We start from the raw sequence: 15,907 nt of genomic DNA on the forward strand, positions 1-15,907 counted from the left end.
GTTCGACGCGCGTAACAAAGATCGATGCCGCAAATGCGTGGGAGATTATCGACGTGCTATGTACAAACGCGGGTGTGGAGTGCTTTTCCAATCAGGCGCGCGAGAATTTTCCTGTCGGACACACATTGCATTACTACCGACACTCTTACCCACTCATAAGTCGATTGCAAGACAAAACACAAGGCCGTTAAGAAATTGGACTCTATCAAGAATTGGGGTTGGGTACTATCCGTCGCACTCATTGCGACCGCCGCTCTATATCTAGACGTCTACTACAGACCGTTTGGAATCAATCCTTTTTCCTTCATCTCTCCGGCGGATGCCGTCGGCCACGCTCTGCGAGTGCTTGTCATGTCGGCAACGGTGGTGGCACTCGGTTTGGTTGCTTCCTTTTTGGGAGCAGTCAAGCAGACGAACACTCCGCTCGGCTATGGTGCCTTGGTGCTACCCGTCGTTGTGTTTTTTTGTGCGATTCTTGCTAGTGCCGGCGAATTTCCGCTTCTAAGCCAGAAGCACGACCTGCTATTCGTTGCTATCGTTCCATCCGTCTTATCTGCCTCTTATTGGGGGCCTTTAATGGAACGTATTCCGAGCCGCAATCTGCGAATTGCGCTGATCTCCCTAGTGTTCTCTTTTCCGCTATATGCCATTCTCAACGCGATGTCTGACGTAAAAGCAGTGCGGGAAGGGAAGAAGTCGACACTGGTCCGCCAAATTTTGCCGGGTGACGGCACTAGTGCCTTGCCGCCGGAGACGCGCGCCCTCGTAGGTAAGCTGGGATCGACCTACTTTTTCCTTTCCCGATCCACGGGTCGTGTAATCGTGGTCAACGAAGACAAACTTGAGTCGCTGGAACTGCGACCCGAAGGAAGCAAATAGCGAAGCCTCGGTCAATATGGTTCTGAGCCGAGCACTACTGCGCTCGGCCTTTCGGCTCCATATACGAATTCAGCGTCTCAAGTGATCCAGAAATCGGTCATTGGAAAGCACGCGCCACTCGACCGTTATTGGCCGGCTAACACCATTGGGCATCCGTCAACTTGAGGCAGTAGCGGTCCGTCACTGCGAGCAGAGCAGGGCAATCGCGAGATCGGCGTACTGAGACGCGGCGATAAGGCACGATAACGCGCAGTTATCTGCGGAGAATGGCGCGCCGGTTCGGCGGACCGGATGGGCGAACATCGGGGCAGGCCAAGAGGGTTCCTGCCCGCGCACCGGTTCGGTGGCCGGGGCCGCGTTGGCGTCGGCAATCCTCATGTCGGCGGCCATTTGTTCGCCGACCTCCCTCTTTGCCTTGCGCCGAGCCGGACATTTCACGAACTCGATCGTCAAGGGGAACCAAGGGCGCGCGCTTGCTCAGGCGCGTCAGGCCCGGTAATCAATGCCAAAAACTGACGCTGATTTCACGGACTAACAGCACGCCGACGTTTTCCGCGATGATCATATAGTCACGCAGAACTGCGTCATCCTACCAATGACAAGAAGCGTCCCCGCCGCTCGGACATAGCGGGGACAAAAGAGCATCACTATCAGAAATTATGGCGGATGCCGACAGCGGCGCCGAACATCGAACTCTGACCGGTACCGAGGAAGTAACCGTTGATAAAGCTGACTGCTGACGTGTCGAAGTTCAGGCCTGCATTCTTTGCATATGCGGTCGTCAGATAGACGTCAGTCCGCTTGGAAAGACGGTAGTCGGCGATGAACGAGATCTGCCAAGGGTTCTTCATACTCCTATCGCCAAACTTCTTGATGTCGTCGTAGTAGTAGCCCAGGGTCAACTCAATTCCCTGAGTGAGGTTATAGTTGGCGCCCGCCCAGTAGAAGTCATCACGCAAAACCGTTGAGCCATCGGCACCCCTGCTCTGACCCCAGCGGTAGCCAGCCATCAGCTTGGCGCGCCCGTCGAAGCTGTAGCTTGCGGCGATGGCGGCTTTCTTAAATCTACCAGTGTCGCCCGCCGTGGTCAGCGTAGGGTTGTACTGGTTGTACCCGACGGTTGCGGAAAAGGGGCCAGAATCGTACGTCAATGCAGCGCCATAGCCTGTGTCGCGACGAAACTGTCCTGGGACTTCGCCATTGCCGAGGAACCCGTTGCCAAACGACCAGTTGGCGCTTGCAGTCAGGGGGCCGAATACCCCCGTGTACTTCAATGTGTTGTCAGAGCGGAAGTCCATGCCGATCTGTGCCACGATCGGTTCATACTGCGTTGAGAAGGCTGTCGGCGAAAAGTTCGCCAACGCGTCGAACCAGCTTATGTACTGGCGACCAAAGGTGAAGGTACCAATTCCTTTGTCATCGAAGCCGACAAAGGCCTGGCGACCAAACAGGCGCCCCCCTTGCTGCATCATGCCATTATCCAGGGCGAAGCCGCCTTCCAGCACGAAGATTGCGTTCAGGCCGCCACCAAGCTCTTCGGTTCCCCGCATGCCAAAGCGCGAGCCCGACAAGCCACCCGAGTTCAGGCGGTAGACGCTCGTACCAGGACCCGTGCTGAATCCGTTTTCAGCGGACGGCGTCACGGTCGAGAAGTGATTGACATACTCGAGGTTTGCGTCGACCCCTCCATACAGCAACACACCGGATTGAGCCTGCGCAGCGCCACAGGCAAGCCACGCACCCAGCGTCAGCGCGGCACTGCGGCATTTGATCCCATACGTCGATTTCATTTTTGTCTCCCTTTCGTGGTCAAACCTTCTGGCATGAGGGCGCCCCTATGGACGCGTTGATCCATTCGTCCCTTTTCGTGTCAAAAAGGGGCGGCCTGGACGGAACTACTACTAAGAGGGCAAGAGCCGCACGGGCCCGCGGTCGATGTACTACGCCGGAAGGTCCGTGCAAGCGGTATCACCGCGGCGGTGAATGCCTGCCGACGCACCACAACAGCGTGCTGTCAGCGGTCAGCCTGAGTGATCTCACGCGCTACGAGGGCGAGCAGACCCAGCCGGCCATGGCTGACCGGGCGATGCTTCCGCGGCGAATGGCTGGAGTTAGCCGAGGCCTGTCGATGCCCGTTGCGTTGTCATGGCTTCCGTTGCGTCAGCCAACGTACAAGAAGCAGGACTAGCGCCGTCGTGGTAATCAGAACGGTCGCCACTGCGGTGATGGTCGGTGTGATCTCCAGCATCAGGTCGTTGTACATCTTCTTCGGTACGGTGTTAATCGTGCCCGCGAGAAAAACGCTCACGATGACCTCGTCAAAGCTGATTACGAAGGCAAAGATCCAGGCCGCTGCCAGATTGGGCGCCAGCGTCGGCAACACCACCCGTCGCATGGTCTGCGACCAGTTCGCCCCCAGGCTCCATGCCACCTGTTCCATGCGGATATCGAAGCCTCGGATCGCCGTATTGAGAACCATGACCACGAACGGAATAGCGAGCAAGGTGTGCGCGAGAACCAGACCGGCGATCGTGCCGAGCAGATTCCAGCGCGCGTAGAAGAAATACAGCGCGATCGCGATAATGACGCCCGGCACGATCAGTGGCAGCATCAGATTGGCTTCGGCCATCGCGCGCCATCTTGGTTGCCCGCGACCCAGGCCATAGCTCGCCAGGCTACCGAGCACGACCGCCGCGCTGGCGGTCAGCGTCGCGATCAGTGCGCTGTTGGAAAAAGCATCAATCCAGTCAGCATCTGACAATAGAACCTGAAACCATCGAAGGGACCATCCCGGTGGGGGAAAGGTGAGGGCGTTTGCAGAAGAAAATGACATGGGTAGCACGATGGCCACCGGAATCAGCAGGAAGGCGAGGGTCAACAAGGCCCAGGCGCGGAGCCAAAGCGCAGACATTGTATGTGGCGCATTCATGATTTTGTCTCCGTCATTCGGTTCAGGCGAAGGAAGACCGCAAAGACGCCGAGTGCAAAAGCGAGCAACGCCGTTGATATTGCGGCCGCGAGCGCCCACTCGGACGTCTCATTGATCAACGTGTCAAGAAGGTTGCCCAGAAGTGGCACCTTGCCCCCGCCGAGAATGGCCGGGGTGATGTAGAAGCCAAGGCTCAACATGAACAACAGCAAGACGCACACACCCAGCGCGGGCAATGACAACGGGAAGAAGACGCGCCAGAAGATCTGCCGCCTGGATGCGCCTAGTGACGCCGCCGCCTGCAGCAGTCGATCATCGATCCGCAACATGGCAGTGAGGAGAGGTAACAGCAGAAAAGGCAGCAGTACATTGGCCATGCCAATCGTGACGCCGACTTCTGAGTACAAAAGCGTCAATGGCTCACGGATCAAGCCCGTGGCCAATAGCGCCCGATTCACCAGGCCCGCGTTTCCCAGGACAACAATCCACGCATAGGTGCGCACCAGGATGCTCACCCAGAATGTCATCAACACCAGAGTCATGACCACAGCGCGGCGGCGCTCGTCGAGCCCGCGCATCCAGTACGCCAATGGATATCCAAGAAGAACGCAAACACTCGTCGCGATCAGGCTCACCTGCAAGGTGTCCACGAAAACACGAAAATACGCCTTCGTCGTCCACGCTTCTTTGAAGTAATGGAGGGTGAGACCAGTACCACCGTGCACCGACTTCGCCAGCAGACCGCCCAATGAGTAATCAAAGACGATCAGGAAGAGGGCAAGCAGCGGCAGAGCGCGCCAGCCGTTTGCGTCGGGCATGATTCGATGCCAACGCGAGGAGGACAGAGTAGTCATGGTGCGACCTTGGGGCGTTCAAGCGTTCAGGAGGAAGTTCGACCAGACCTTGTTCACTTCCGGTCCGTTCTTCTGCCACCATTGGGCGTTCTGTCTGAACTGGGCCTGCAGGTTGGCCTTTGCGGTGGGAAAGGACTGGAACGCCTTGGCGCCCAGGAGGCCTTCCAGTTGCGGGCTGTTGCCACTCAGAGGCAACACTTTTGCCGCGACCATCTGATTCTTCGCGACGGTCACCTCATGCAGAAACTTCATGGCCAGGTCTTTGGTGGCGGGGGGCTGTCCGCGCGGTACGACAAGCCAGGCAATGTCGTACATGCCTTGATTGAAGGTTGAGCGAATTCCCGGCTCCCTTTCGATACCGGCCGACCAGGTCACTGCATACTGGACTTCGTTGTCCTTGAGCAGTTGCAGAGGTTGTGTTCCTGTTTTCCACCAGACAGAGACATGGCTCTTGATGCTTTCGAGCTTTCGCATGGCACGATCGACATCAAGAGGGAACAGGCTCGCCGGGTCCACGCCGTCTGCCAGCAAGGCGAATGGCAGCGTGTAATGCGGATAAGCAGACATACATCGCTTGCCAGGAAAGTGTTGGACATCGAAGAAGTCCGCCCATGTCTTTGGCGCCGGGTTGCCATCGCGCCACGCCATGACTGTGGAGAAATACTGATAGCCCATGCCGTAGTCATCGCGGGCCTCAGGGAACATCGGGTCGGGATGAATTGCCGTCCAGTCCAGCTTCTCCAGCAAGTTGAGTTCGCGTGCTTGCGCCAGGGTTGACGAGCCAAGCTCGAACAGCGCCGCATTGATACGGCCGCTTTCCACCATTGCACGCAGCTTGCCCAGCGACGAGGGGGCCTCGCGAACCACCCGCACACCGTACTTCTTGGTAAAGGGTGGAATGTAGGCGGCGGCAATGGATTCACCAGTGGTCCCTCCCGAGTCAATCAGTCGAATGCTCGTGGGTGCTGCCGCAAATACCTTGGGACAGGCTACGACCAGGGAGGCTGCGGGGGCGGACAGCAAGAAGTCGCGACGGTTCATGGAAAGTTCTCCAGGATTGGGATGTGTGTCTAGACCGTTGGAAGCGGGAGGAGGCGGATGTTACGGACGCTGCGTGATATCGCCGATTCAGGTGCAAGGCCAGGCGTCTTCGGCACGCCAGGAAGCGTGGACGCGCTCCCCGGGGGAAATGCTTGCGGCAGGGGCGGTGGCCGGGATATTGGCCACCATCTCGCCACCGCCGTCTAAGGCGATGTGCTGGCGTATGGATGGCCCCAGATAGACGGTGTGACGAACATGGCCCGACACACCGAAGCCGTCTTGTTCCCGGTTGATCCTGAGCCGCTCAGGGCGCACGACGGCTTGCCCGCCATCGGGTGTTTCGACGAAATTCGCCATGCCGAGAAAGGTCGCGACGAATGGATTGCTAGGCCTCAGATAGGCTTCGTTCGGAGGCGCTACTTGTTGTAGTCGCCCTTTATCGATGATCGCCAGGCGGTCGGAAAGAGACAGCGCTTCCTCCTGGTCGTGTGTGACCAGAATCATGGTTACGCCAAGAGAACGCTGCAGCTCCTTCAATTCAACTTGCAGGCGTTCGCGCAATTGCCGGTCCAGTGCGCCCAGGGGCTCGTCCAGCAGCACGATCGATGGCCGAAATACCAGTGCACGCGCAAGCGCGACCCGCTGCTGCTGACCGCCTGAAAGTTGCGAAGGCCGCCGGTCCCTGACTCCCGTGAGTTGAACTCTTTCCAGCATCTCGTTGACCTTCTCGGCGATCTCGTGTCTTGGGCGGCGTCTGATCGAGAGCGGAAAGGCCACGTTGTCGAAAACCGAGAGATTGGGAAAGAGCGCGTAGTTCTGAAACACCACGCCAACGCCTCGCTGAGCCGGCTCAAGCGCGGTGACGTCACGGTCGCCAATCAACAGCCGGCCGCGACTGGGTACCGCCATCCCCGCGATCAGGGACAACAACGTTGTTTTTCCAGATCCGCTGGGACCCAGGATGGTGAAGAGCTCACCCGGCTTAACGTGCAGGTCGATCTCATGCAGCACCGTCGTGCTGCCATAGGATTTGCCCAGCCCTTCCAGCGTGATCGAGTTGGAGCGCGGTGATGCCGCGCCACTGGAATCTCCCTTCAAGGGGAGCATGTTCGGCTTTGAGTTTGCACGGATGATTCGGTCCCTCGTGGTTTCCATCGAGTTCAACCTTTCGCGACAATGAGTCTGCATAGGCGGGCCGCGCCCGGGCCGAGACCCGGGCGGCAAAGTCCGCCAGGATTGTTCAACTGCTGGGAGTGCGCGGTCTGAATCAGCCAAGCAGGCGTTGTTCCCACTCGCTGAGAGCGGTGTCCAGCCGATCCATCATGTCGTCGATCTCGTCGGGCTGAATGCACAAGGGGGGAGCGATCATGATTGGCAAGCCGCGGCGTAGCGCCGCGCTGCGACGGGGGCCGTACAAGGTCCCATAGATCGCCAGGCCGTTTTTGAGGGCATAGGCCTGGAAGAGTCGTTCTGCTCCCTTTTCGACGTCGAAGTATTCCCGTCGCTCCTTCGACTCAACCAGTTCGATCGCCATGAACAGCCCCCAGCCGCGAACGTCAACCACCGTGGGATGTTCCTTCAGCCTCTTGGCGTGCTCGAACAAGTGCGGGCTCATTGCGGCGGTTTGCTCGACCAGCTTGTCTTCCTTCAGGATCTGCAGTGTTGCCAGTCCTGCCGCACAGGCCATGGGATGGCCTTGGTACGTGAAGCCGTGCAGGAAATATGCGCCATCCCGGCGGAAGGGCTCGTTCACCTTATCGCTCACCAGCACAGCGGCGAGCGGCAGATTTGAACCCGAGATGCCTTTGGCCAATGTCATCAGATCCGGCTCGACATCGAAGTGTTCCATTGCGAACCACCGGCCCGTCCGGCCGAACCCTGTTACCACTTCATCCGCGATGAGGAGTACGTTGTGCTCGTCGCAGATGCGGCGGATTTCTCGCCAATAGCTTGCGGGAGGAACAAGGCCGTAGTCCGCGCCGACGCCATGCGGCGTGGCAATGAAGGCGGCCACGGTATCCGGGTTATTGAAGTACAACACTCGCTCGAGCTCTTGCGCACACTGCACGCCCCAGGCATCGCGACCGATGCCCGGTGGCATGTGAACTTCGCTGTATTGGCCCATGTGAAGCCAGGGGGACATGATTGGATCGAAGGTCTTTCTGTAGCCGGGATTGCCTGCCAGCGACATGGTTGCCAGCGTCATGCCGTGATAGGACTCAAAGTAGCTGACCACCTTGAATTTGCCGGTCGACCCGGTCAGTACGTGATACTGCCTGGCAAGCTTGAGCGCGGAATCGACCGCTTCGCTGCCGCCACTGCAGAGATAAACGGCGTTCAGTGATGGCGAGGCGATGGCCACCAGAGCCTCGCAGAGCTCTGCGCGTCTGCGGTTGGCAAACGTGGGGTGGACGTACGCATAACGATCGAACTGTTCACTCAGCGCCGCCTTCATCCGCGGGTCGCCGTGGCCAATGTTGACGGACATCGGGCCGCCAGACGCATCGATGTATCGCTTTCCCTCGGTGTCGTACAAATACACGCGTTCCGCGTAGGCGAGTTCCACATCGAACGGGTGGTGCGAAAAGCAATGACGCCACGCCCCCTCGGGGGCCAGCATGCCGGGCAGGCCATGGTCAAGAGGGCTAACAGGTGAATGGAAAAGCATGCGGTCTCCTTCTGGGATTAGGGCGCGGTCGCAGGCGTGAAGTCATGCACCCTCATTGGGGCGGCACGCACGACGTTGCTGTTGTTGTCTGCTGACGGACGAATGCTATAACGTGTGTTATACAATTACAATTGTTGGGACGTCAGGGATTACGCGTATGAAACGGGTGTCGCTGGGGGGCGCGGTAAAGCCTTCCCCGTTAGGTGCATGACCGGTTACATTAATCGTTGCTGCGCGGCGTCTTCAGGTGGGAAGTGTGCAATTCATCACCTGGAACCGCAGGGTGGGATTGCTAGGGGCAAGCTCGGCCAATGCTCGACTCCTGGCCGTTCCGCAAGATGACGTCTTCATTTTTTGCGCCATATTCCCGAGCGATCGCATCGTCCGCGGACATCGGTATTTCTCTTAAATTGCTAGCTCTCTTCCATGACACAAGCCAAGAACTTGGAGACGCCAGATGGTCGTGATTCCGCGACCACCAAAGCCGAGACCAATGCGCGGAGGCGGCGACCCGGGCCAAAGGTCGGGGATCACGAAGCCAGGCGCGCGAGCTTTCTTGCGGCCGCAACCGCCGTGGTTGCGCGGGAGGGCTATGCCGGAGCTTCCTTGCGAAAGGTGGCGGAGGAGGCGGGCTGCACCACAGGTTCCTTGCTCCACTATTTCGAGAACAAGGAAGCGATGATCAAAGCTCTTGTTGAAAGCCACTTTGACAAGTTCGAATCCTTCATGGCGCCTGTCCATGACCCGAGCGATATCAAGGCGACTTTCAAGCGCTTCGTGACCTGGACCAACGCCGAGGATCCGGGACAGTGGTGGATCGTGCAATTTCAATTGCTAGCCCAGGCGAAATGCGATCCGGCCCTCGCTGCCGTCTTCCAGCGGCGCAACGCCCAGTATCGGAGTAAGCGTGTGGCGCTACTGGAGAGGGGCCAGGAAGAAGGTCTAGTCCGCAGCGATGTCTCTGCAGACCTGCTCGCCGACCAACTTAGCGCGATGGGCGACGGCTGGATGATGATGCTCCCCATCGAGCCGGAGCGATTCACGCCGAACCGTATCGATGCTCTTCTGGACGCCGTCATCACAGTGATAAGCCCACCCGGACCGCCACCTGCGAAAACAGATCCTGTGAAGCCGGCAGTCCGCAGGCGCCGCCCAAATAAGAGTCACCTAGCCGATTGAAATGTTGGTCTCAGCGATTGCCGCGAAGACCAAACGTCGACTGACTTGGGCTGGAGATGCCCAAGAGCGCGCAGCGGGCCGAGTAGAGGCGAAGGAACGGGGCGCGGCCTTAACGTCTACTTCAACCGTTCCGAGTTGGGGACACGGCGGGCAGCGCCAAGTTGTGGAGAGAATCAAGGGCGCTTTGCGACCCTTCTCCGCCGGTCGGCCGGTCCAACTGTTCTGACTGAAGTCGCGACAAGAGCGGTCGCCCGGCTCGGTGCTGCGACCGTCGCCCGCGAGTTGGATATCAGGTTTTGGCAGACGATCAGGCTGCAGTGCAGGAGATCAAGCTTATGTTGTCGGATCGGCCAACGAGGCGAACGACAGGTTGCTCCCGCAGGACCGCGAGATGCTCACGCTTGCCTCGACCAGCGCTTGGATTGCCTTTGTCTTGATTCGCCGGACATCAGGGCTTGCGCCGATTAGCGTCAGACAGGCGACTGCCTCGTTCTGAACATCGAGAATCGGCGCACTCATGGCTGACAGTCCTGGAATGAGAACCGATTCCGCTTCATCGTATCCGACTCGCCGGATCGTCGAAAGACGCTCAAGCAACTTCACTGGCGGCTGTTCATGGTTCTTCGAAACGGCCAACTCGATCAGGTCATCTCTGACCTGATCGGGGGTGAAGGCGAGTAGCACGCGACCTGTAGCCGAGTTCGTCAATTGGAATGTCGAGCCCACCGACAACGTAGTGATGAACGGCACATAGCTGCGTTCCCATCGCACGATAGTGGGGCCGCGATCGCCGAGCACACACAGGAGGGCAGGCAATCCCGTGCTGGAAACTAGCTGTGGCATCGCTTCGCTGGCGAGGCGCAAATGATCAACACGCGCGAGGGCGGACGCGCCAATGCGTACCGCCGTCGGCCCAAGGTCGTAGAGACCGGTGACTTCATCCTGTACCGCGAGACCGCTTGCCATCAGGCTCGCGAGGTAGCGATGCGCGAGGCTGTTTGGCATGCCGATGGCGCGCGCCAGATCTTTGAGGGGTGTCGCCTTACCCGCCTCGACAAGCGCAAGAAGAACCTCCGTTGCCTTGTCGGCCGACTGAATCCGGCGCCGTCCTGCGCCATTGCCGGCAGCAGTCGGTGGCAGGTCGTCCGCCGATACTGCCGATGGTTCTGCGATGGTTTTTTTTGCTTTTGTCAAAGCCGTCGATACTCCTCTCGGAAGGGGCGCTCGGATTCAGGGTGCGCGAACGACTTTTGAGTTTATCACGGGCGATGACACGTGAACTCACCCGGCCCCTGGCAAGCAAATGACGCGCGCGTCGGCATTTCGCAGACGGAGCGGCAGAATGCGCTGATAGTCCGTGGAGGTGTACCAGGCTTCGGCTTGCTCAGGGCTCTCGAACTCCAGAACCACGAACGTCCCCGTCTTGGCGTCGCCCTCGAGGACGTTGGGCGTGCCTCCCCGAATCAGGAACACGCCGCCATAGGAATCCAGCGTGGGCTGGACCTTCCTGGCGTACTCATCCCACTCCGCGCCGGGGGAATGGATGTCTACCTCGGCAAAAATATAACCTTTCGTCATGTTGTCTCCCGTCAGAAGGATGAGGTGAAGTTCGCTGGCGGGTCGCAGGCCACCGTTCCCATCTTTGCCGGAATCGAGACTTCGAGAAGCTCGAGGTCTGGTGAGATCGCCAGCTCGTTGTGCTTGAGTCCGCCAGGGATCAGGAGCGATTCTCCCGCGCTGATGCGAAGGTGGCGGCCGTCCTCGAAGACCAGGTCGACCCAGCCGCGCAGCGTATAAATGAACTGGGAATCGCAGAGGTGATAGTGCCACCCGGTTTGCTGCATTTCGCCGGTTGCAAGAGTTATCTGCGCGCGCATGCGGCCATCAGTGGCAGTCGTCACGCCCAGGTCCCGATACTTGAAGAATGAGCGGCGTCCCGGCACCTGTGGCGCCGTTTCGGGCGTGGCATAGGCAAGCTTTGCCGCAAGCGCTTCTGCGTCGGCAATCGACGCGTCGGAATGAACGTTGTCGGTGGATGAATCCATGATCTGCTCCATGAGTGTTGTCGTTGTCATGATTGAAGAACCGATTGGCGGGTCACCGCCGTGGTGCCCCGCGTACCAGCACGTTGGCGCGTTCTTCCACGCTTTTGATGATGGAAGTGAAATCGTCCTGGCTGCGTCCTTCTTCCATTGCCGTGTGCCAGACGCCCCGGGCCTGCTCCAGAACCCGCGCCGGGACGCCCAGATTGCGGGCCTCCGTGATGGCGAGTTCCACATCCTTTGCGAGGATCGACATGTGTGCCCCGAAGTCGAACGATCCGGGGAGGGCGAAGCGAGCGAGTATGTCTGCCGCCGCGCTCTGCCCGGTACTGGATTGGATGACGTCAGCCATGGCGTCGGCGCTCAGGCCTGCCTTGGCGCCCATCGCCAGCGCCTCCGATGCAACGGCCATGTTGGCGGCCAGCATGATGTTGTTCACCAGTTTCATCGCCTGTGCCTGGCCGGGCTGATCGCCCAGGTTGTGAATCGTCTTCGCGATGCGAGCCAGCGAGGGCATGACCAGCGCAATGTCATGGTTCGCGCCAGCCAGCATGATGGACAGCGTGCCCGCACGCGCGGCAGCCGGCCCACCACTGACTGGCGCGTCCACCGTGGCGATATGCTGACGCTGAAGTCTCTCGGCGATGGAGGACACCGCGGTCGGACCGATGGTCGACATCTCGACGTATGTCTGCAACGCGTTGCCGGCCGCCACGCCGTCCTGGCCGAAAATCGCCGCTTCGCATGCCGCCTCGCTTGGCAGGCAGGCCATGACGATGGCGGCGGCATCGGCCACCGAACGCGGACTGGCATGCGCCACCGCGCCAGCGTCCACGAGTCTCGACACGGCTCCCGGGTTGGGGTCGTAGACGTGCAGTCGGTACCCGGGATAAATAAGCCGCAATGCCATTGCGGCACCCATGTTGCCAAGGCCTAAAAAGCCGACGTGGGTCATCTCGCTCATGTTCGTATGTCTCTGTATCTGGGTAGATCTCCGCGCGCCGCGACCAGCAGTTGGTGCCGCGCGGCGTGCTTCGGGTAACGTTGCAGTGCCGGCCTTCACTCAGATCAACAGTTCGATCAGGAAGGGACCGTCCTGGCGGAAGCTCTGCTTCATGAGATCGGCGCACTGCTCGAGCGTCGTTGCGCGTGCGGCTTCCACCCCCATGCCGTTGGCGAGCCTGACCCAGTCGAGATCGGGATTCGACAGATCGAGCATGCTCATGGCCGTGGGCCCCGGTAATGCTCCAACGTTCTCGTACTCGCCGATCAGGATGTTGTACTTGCGGTTGGCCAACAGAAGCGTCGTGCAGGGGAGTCGTTCACGTGCCTGCGTCCAAAGCGACTGAAGCGAATACATCGCCGAGCCGTCAGCCTGCAGGCTGATGACCCGTCTCGAGCCCCCACAGGCCACCGCCGCGCCGGTTGCAACCGGGAGTCCGTCGCCGATGGCACCGCCGGTCAGTGAGAGCCAGTCATGTGGTGCTGCAGCGTGGGTGAATCGGTAGAAGCTGCGGCCATACGAAATGCTTTCGTCCGATACGATCGCGTTCTCCGGCATCACGGCGGCGATCGTCTGGGCCAGCCCTTCCGGCGTGGGGGCACCGGTAACGATTTCAGAGCAGGGCTGCGCGGGCGGCATATCGACCACTGGCGCGTTCAGCGCCTCCGCCAGCGCAAGCAGGGCCGCTTCGGGATGCTGGTCGATGCGCGACAAATGATGGATCTGGGCTTCGCGCGGATACTGGAGGGACGGCTTGCCGGGATAGGCGAAAAATCCGACTGGTGGCCTGGCGTTGACCAGGATGATGTGCCGGAACGATGCCATCATCTTGATGGCTTGATCGGTGCTGTAGGGCACCCGCTCGATCGGCAGACGGCCTCGTCCACGCGAGACGCGCCCCATCACGTACTCGTACTTCAGGGTCGCGCCCGTCGAACTGGCAATGCGCCAGGCGAGCGCCTGCGCTTCGGGCAGCGCGCATTCGCCGCCAAGCAGGATCAGCACGTCATTGGTGTTCTGGCGCAGAATGCGCGCCGCATTATCGACGGCAAATGGATCGATCGATGGCGCCGACGGTACGGGCAATGCGCGCGCGGCAACGCCGCCCGCATCCCAGGAAGTATCGGAAGGCAGGATCAGTGTGGCGATCTGTCCGGGCGCGGTGCGCGCAGCGGCTGCCGCGGCGGCCGCATCACGACCGACGTCGGCTGCGGACTGGCTCGTGCGGACCCATGCCGATACGGCGCCCGCGAGCGCGGCCGTATCGGCAGTGAGGGGCGCATCATACGGGCGGTGATAGGTCGCCTGATCTCCCACGATGTTGACGACCGCGCTATTCGCACGGCGAGCGTTGTGAAGGTTCGCCCAGCCGTTGGCAAGTCCCGGGCCGCAATGCAATAGCGTGCTCGCGGGCTTCCGGGCCATGCGGAAATAGCCGTCGGCCATGCCGGTAACGACGTTCTCCTGCAGCCCCAGCACACACCGCATACCTGGTATCTGATCCAGGGCCGCGACGAAATGCATTTCGCTGGTGCCGGGATTGGCGAAGCAGGTATCGATGCCCGACTCGAGCAGTGTGGTGACCAGACTTTCGGCGCCATTCATGTTGTGTGTTCTCCGGTTCGATGAAGATTGGTCGCGTGGGGTCAGCGCGAGCAGGCAGGATCCGCCCAGCCAGAAACCGCCTTGGCTTCAAGAAACTCCTCAATGCCCCAGATCCCGCCTTCGCGGGCACGTCCGGACGCCTTGATGCCACCGAAAGGAGATCCCGGTGCGCGTGGCCTGCCATTCATCTCCACCATGCCCGAACGCAGCCGGCCCGCGACGCGGCGGCATCGTTCGTCATCGGTCGATTGCACGTAATTGGCCAGCCCATACGGCGTATCGTTCGCGATGGCGATCGCCTCTTCCTCGGTGTCGAAGGGAATGATCGAGAGCACAGGGCCGAAGATCTCCTCGCGGGCGATGGTCATCTGGTTGGTCACGTCCGCGAAGACGGTTGGCCGCACGAAGTAGCCACATTCGTGCGCTTCGAGACGCCCGGGGCCGCCTGCAACAAGTCGCGCGCCCTCCGCCATGCCTGTCTCGATCATTTCTTGGACCTTCCTGAATTGCGCCGCCGAGGTCAGCGGGCCAAAGAACTTCCCCGGCGCGTGCGCCGCCTCGGCCGCGAAGTTCTCGGCGATTTCGCGGGCCTCGTCGACTACGCGCGCATAGACCGAGCGCTCGACCAGCATGCGGGTAGGGGCGTTGCAGCTTTGGCCGGTGTTCTTGAAGCAATGGAGCACTCCGCGACTGACCGCATCCGCATCCGCGTCGGCAAAGACGAGGTTGGCCCCTTTTCCGCCGAGCTCGAGCACCACTCGCTTGAGCGTTTCGGCCGCGGCCTTGGATATGGCGACGCCAGCACGGGTCGAGCCCGTGAAGCTGATCATGTCGATATCGGGATGGGATGACAGGCGCGCGCCGACTCCGGTGCCGTCTCCGTTCACGAGATTGAACACACCATTCGGAAAGCCCGCTTCCTCAATGAACTCGGCAAAGAGCATCGAGGAGAGCGGCGCGATCTCGGATGGCTTCAGCACGACGGTGCAGCCGGCCAGCAATGCGGGCACGACTTTCAGCGTGACCTGATTCATGGGCCAGTTCCACGGGGTGATGAGGCCGGCGACGCCGATCGGCTCCATCAGGATCCGATCGTTGGGTGCATGCGTGCCGAGGGAACGTTCGAACGAGAACGTGCGAAACGCGGTAATGAAGTTCCTCATGTGATACGCGCCGGCGCCGACATGTTCGGAGCGCGCCATGTCTAAGGGCGCGCCCATCTCCAGGCTGATCATCCGCGCCATTTCCGTAGCGCGTCGCTCATAGATCTCCAGCAGGCGCTCTACCAGCCGAAGGCGCTCGCCCGGGCTGGTACGAGACCAGCCTGAGAAGGCTTGCCTTGCCGCCCGCACCGCAAGGTCCGCATCGAGCGCATCGCCGACGGATATCACTGCGCAGGGTTGTTCGGTGGCTGGGTCGATCACCGTTAGGTCTTGGCGCCGCGAGGACGTGACCCACTCCCCATCGATATAGAACTGTCTCTTATCAAGCACGTTATCTCTCGTTGATTTGCGTTGCGGCAGGCCGATCGCGCTGAAGGCCGCTGCCGATGAACCGAACGGTAGAACATCAGAGTCGCGTTGTAAATAGGGTTGTAGCGTTATCCATAGGATAATTTCGTCGAAGAGTGGGGCGTGGGGCACTTTGCGAAAAATTATCCTATGGATAACCATGAAACCGTATTTACAACGCCAAGCGATCCGACTA

Annotated in this window: 15 protein-coding genes; 2 read left to right on the top strand and 13 right to left on the bottom strand. The window is 60.1% G+C overall.

Going from position 1 to position 15,907, the window contains the following annotated elements; translation table 11 throughout:
• Window positions 1-195: 195 nt before the first annotated feature.
• Complete coding sequence (locus CTP10_RS32195) at window positions 196-879, top strand: hypothetical protein (RefSeq protein WP_147316309.1); 684 nt, start codon at window positions 196-198, stop codon at window positions 877-879.
• 180 nt (window positions 880-1,059) lie between these two features.
• Here CTP10_RS32195 and CTP10_RS32200 read toward each other — a convergent pair whose 3' ends face one another.
• From CTP10_RS32200 to CTP10_RS32230, 7 genes are all read right to left on the bottom strand, one after another.
• Window positions 1,060-1,269 (bottom strand): hypothetical protein, encoded by a 210-nt coding sequence (locus CTP10_RS32200; RefSeq protein WP_116323140.1) that lies wholly within the window; start codon window positions 1,267-1,269, stop codon window positions 1,060-1,062.
• A 260-nt stretch (window positions 1,270-1,529) separates the two neighbouring features.
• On the bottom strand, window positions 1,530-2,669 hold the full coding sequence (locus CTP10_RS32205; RefSeq protein ID WP_116323139.1) for a porin: 1,140 nt from the start codon (window positions 2,667-2,669) through the stop codon (window positions 1,530-1,532).
• Window positions 2,670-3,022: 353 nt separating this feature from the next.
• The gene (locus tag CTP10_RS32210; protein ID WP_116323138.1) at window positions 3,023-3,808 is read right to left on the bottom strand and encodes an ABC transporter permease; all 786 of its coding nucleotides are present in this window, start codon (window positions 3,806-3,808) and stop codon (window positions 3,023-3,025) included.
• The gene (locus CTP10_RS32215; protein WP_158577745.1) at window positions 3,805-4,626 is read right to left on the bottom strand and encodes an ABC transporter permease; all 822 of its coding nucleotides are present in this window, start codon (window positions 4,624-4,626) and stop codon (window positions 3,805-3,807) included. The genes CTP10_RS32210 and CTP10_RS32215 overlap by 4 nt, the downstream gene beginning before the upstream one ends.
• Window positions 4,627-4,680: 54 nt before the next feature.
• Window positions 4,681-5,703: an extracellular solute-binding protein gene (locus CTP10_RS32220; RefSeq protein WP_116323136.1), complete on the bottom strand. Its 1,023-nt coding sequence runs from the start codon at window positions 5,701-5,703 to the stop codon at window positions 4,681-4,683.
• Between the two features lie 87 nt (window positions 5,704-5,790).
• The gene (locus CTP10_RS32225; RefSeq protein ID WP_116323151.1) at window positions 5,791-6,810 is read right to left on the bottom strand and encodes an ABC transporter ATP-binding protein; all 1,020 of its coding nucleotides are present in this window, start codon (window positions 6,808-6,810) and stop codon (window positions 5,791-5,793) included.
• A gap of 160 nt (window positions 6,811-6,970) precedes the next feature.
• On the bottom strand, window positions 6,971-8,371 hold the full coding sequence (locus tag CTP10_RS32230; protein WP_116323135.1) for an aminotransferase family protein: 1,401 nt from the start codon (window positions 8,369-8,371) through the stop codon (window positions 6,971-6,973).
• Window positions 8,372-8,797: 426 nt separating this feature from the next.
• Here CTP10_RS32230 and CTP10_RS32235 point away from each other — a divergent pair, with 426 nt between their 5' ends.
• On the top strand, window positions 8,798-9,550 hold the full coding sequence (locus CTP10_RS32235) for a TetR/AcrR family transcriptional regulator (RefSeq protein WP_116323134.1): 753 nt from the start codon (window positions 8,798-8,800) through the stop codon (window positions 9,548-9,550).
• Between the two features lie 333 nt (window positions 9,551-9,883).
• On the opposite strand, the gene CTP10_RS32240 is transcribed toward CTP10_RS32235, so the two are convergent.
• From CTP10_RS32240 to CTP10_RS32265, 6 genes are all read right to left on the bottom strand, one after another.
• Entirely contained in the window at window positions 9,884-10,744 is an 861-nt protein-coding gene (locus tag CTP10_RS32240; protein WP_116323133.1) for an IclR family transcriptional regulator, read from the bottom strand.
• 87 nt (window positions 10,745-10,831) lie between these two features.
• Window positions 10,832-11,128 carry a DUF1330 domain-containing protein gene (locus CTP10_RS32245; RefSeq protein WP_116323132.1) on the bottom strand — a complete coding sequence of 99 codons (297 nt, stop codon included), beginning with the start codon at window positions 11,126-11,128 and terminating at the stop codon, window positions 10,832-10,834.
• Between the two features lie 11 nt (window positions 11,129-11,139).
• Window positions 11,140-11,607: a cupin domain-containing protein gene (locus CTP10_RS32250; RefSeq protein ID WP_158577744.1), complete on the bottom strand. Its 468-nt coding sequence runs from the start codon at window positions 11,605-11,607 to the stop codon at window positions 11,140-11,142.
• Window positions 11,608-11,647: 40 nt separating this feature from the next.
• The gene (locus CTP10_RS32255; RefSeq protein ID WP_116323130.1) at window positions 11,648-12,556 is read right to left on the bottom strand and encodes an NAD(P)-dependent oxidoreductase; all 909 of its coding nucleotides are present in this window, start codon (window positions 12,554-12,556) and stop codon (window positions 11,648-11,650) included.
• Between the two features lie 99 nt (window positions 12,557-12,655).
• Window positions 12,656-14,200 (bottom strand): acetolactate synthase large subunit, encoded by a 1,545-nt coding sequence (locus CTP10_RS32260; RefSeq protein ID WP_116323129.1) that lies wholly within the window; start codon window positions 14,198-14,200, stop codon window positions 12,656-12,658.
• 41 nt (window positions 14,201-14,241) lie between these two features.
• Window positions 14,242-15,693, bottom strand: a complete 1,452-nt coding sequence (locus CTP10_RS32265) for an aldehyde dehydrogenase family protein (protein WP_116323128.1) — start codon at window positions 15,691-15,693, stop codon at window positions 14,242-14,244.
• Between the last annotated feature and the right edge of the window lie 214 nt (window positions 15,694-15,907).

This window comes from Cupriavidus sp. P-10 (genome assembly GCF_003402535.2).
Lineage (GTDB): Bacteria > Pseudomonadota > Gammaproteobacteria > Burkholderiales > Burkholderiaceae > Cupriavidus.

Coding starts and splice junctions, on each gene's coding strand:
- CTP10_RS32205 (WP_116323139.1), bottom strand. CDS start 2,669: ATGAAATCGACGTATGGGATCAAATGCCGCAGTGCCGCGCTGACGCTG.
- CTP10_RS32230 (WP_116323135.1), bottom strand. CDS start 8,371: ATGCTTTTCCATTCACCTGTTAGCCCTCTTGACCATGGCCTGCCCGGC.
- CTP10_RS32215 (WP_158577745.1), bottom strand. CDS start 4,626: ATGCCCGACGCAAACGGCTGGCGCGCTCTGCCGCTGCTTGCCCTCTTC.
- CTP10_RS32245 (WP_116323132.1), bottom strand. CDS start 11,128: ATGACGAAAGGTTATATTTTTGCCGAGGTAGACATCCATTCCCCCGGC.
- CTP10_RS32250 (WP_158577744.1), bottom strand. CDS start 11,607: ATGGAGCAGATCATGGATTCATCCACCGACAACGTTCATTCCGACGCG.
- CTP10_RS32225 (WP_116323151.1), bottom strand. CDS start 6,810: ATGCTCCCCTTGAAGGGAGATTCCAGTGGCGCGGCATCACCGCGCTCC.
- CTP10_RS32210 (WP_116323138.1), bottom strand. CDS start 3,808: ATGAATGCGCCACATACAATGTCTGCGCTTTGGCTCCGCGCCTGGGCC.
- CTP10_RS32260 (WP_116323129.1), bottom strand. CDS start 14,200: ATGAATGGCGCCGAAAGTCTGGTCACCACACTGCTCGAGTCGGGCATC.
- CTP10_RS32255 (WP_116323130.1), bottom strand. CDS start 12,556: ATGAGCGAGATGACCCACGTCGGCTTTTTAGGCCTTGGCAACATGGGT.
- CTP10_RS32220 (WP_116323136.1), bottom strand. CDS start 5,703: ATGAACCGTCGCGACTTCTTGCTGTCCGCCCCCGCAGCCTCCCTGGTC.
- CTP10_RS32200 (WP_116323140.1), bottom strand. CDS start 1,269: ATGGCCGCCGACATGAGGATTGCCGACGCCAACGCGGCCCCGGCCACC.
- CTP10_RS32235 (WP_116323134.1), top strand. CDS start 8,798: ATGACACAAGCCAAGAACTTGGAGACGCCAGATGGTCGTGATTCCGCG.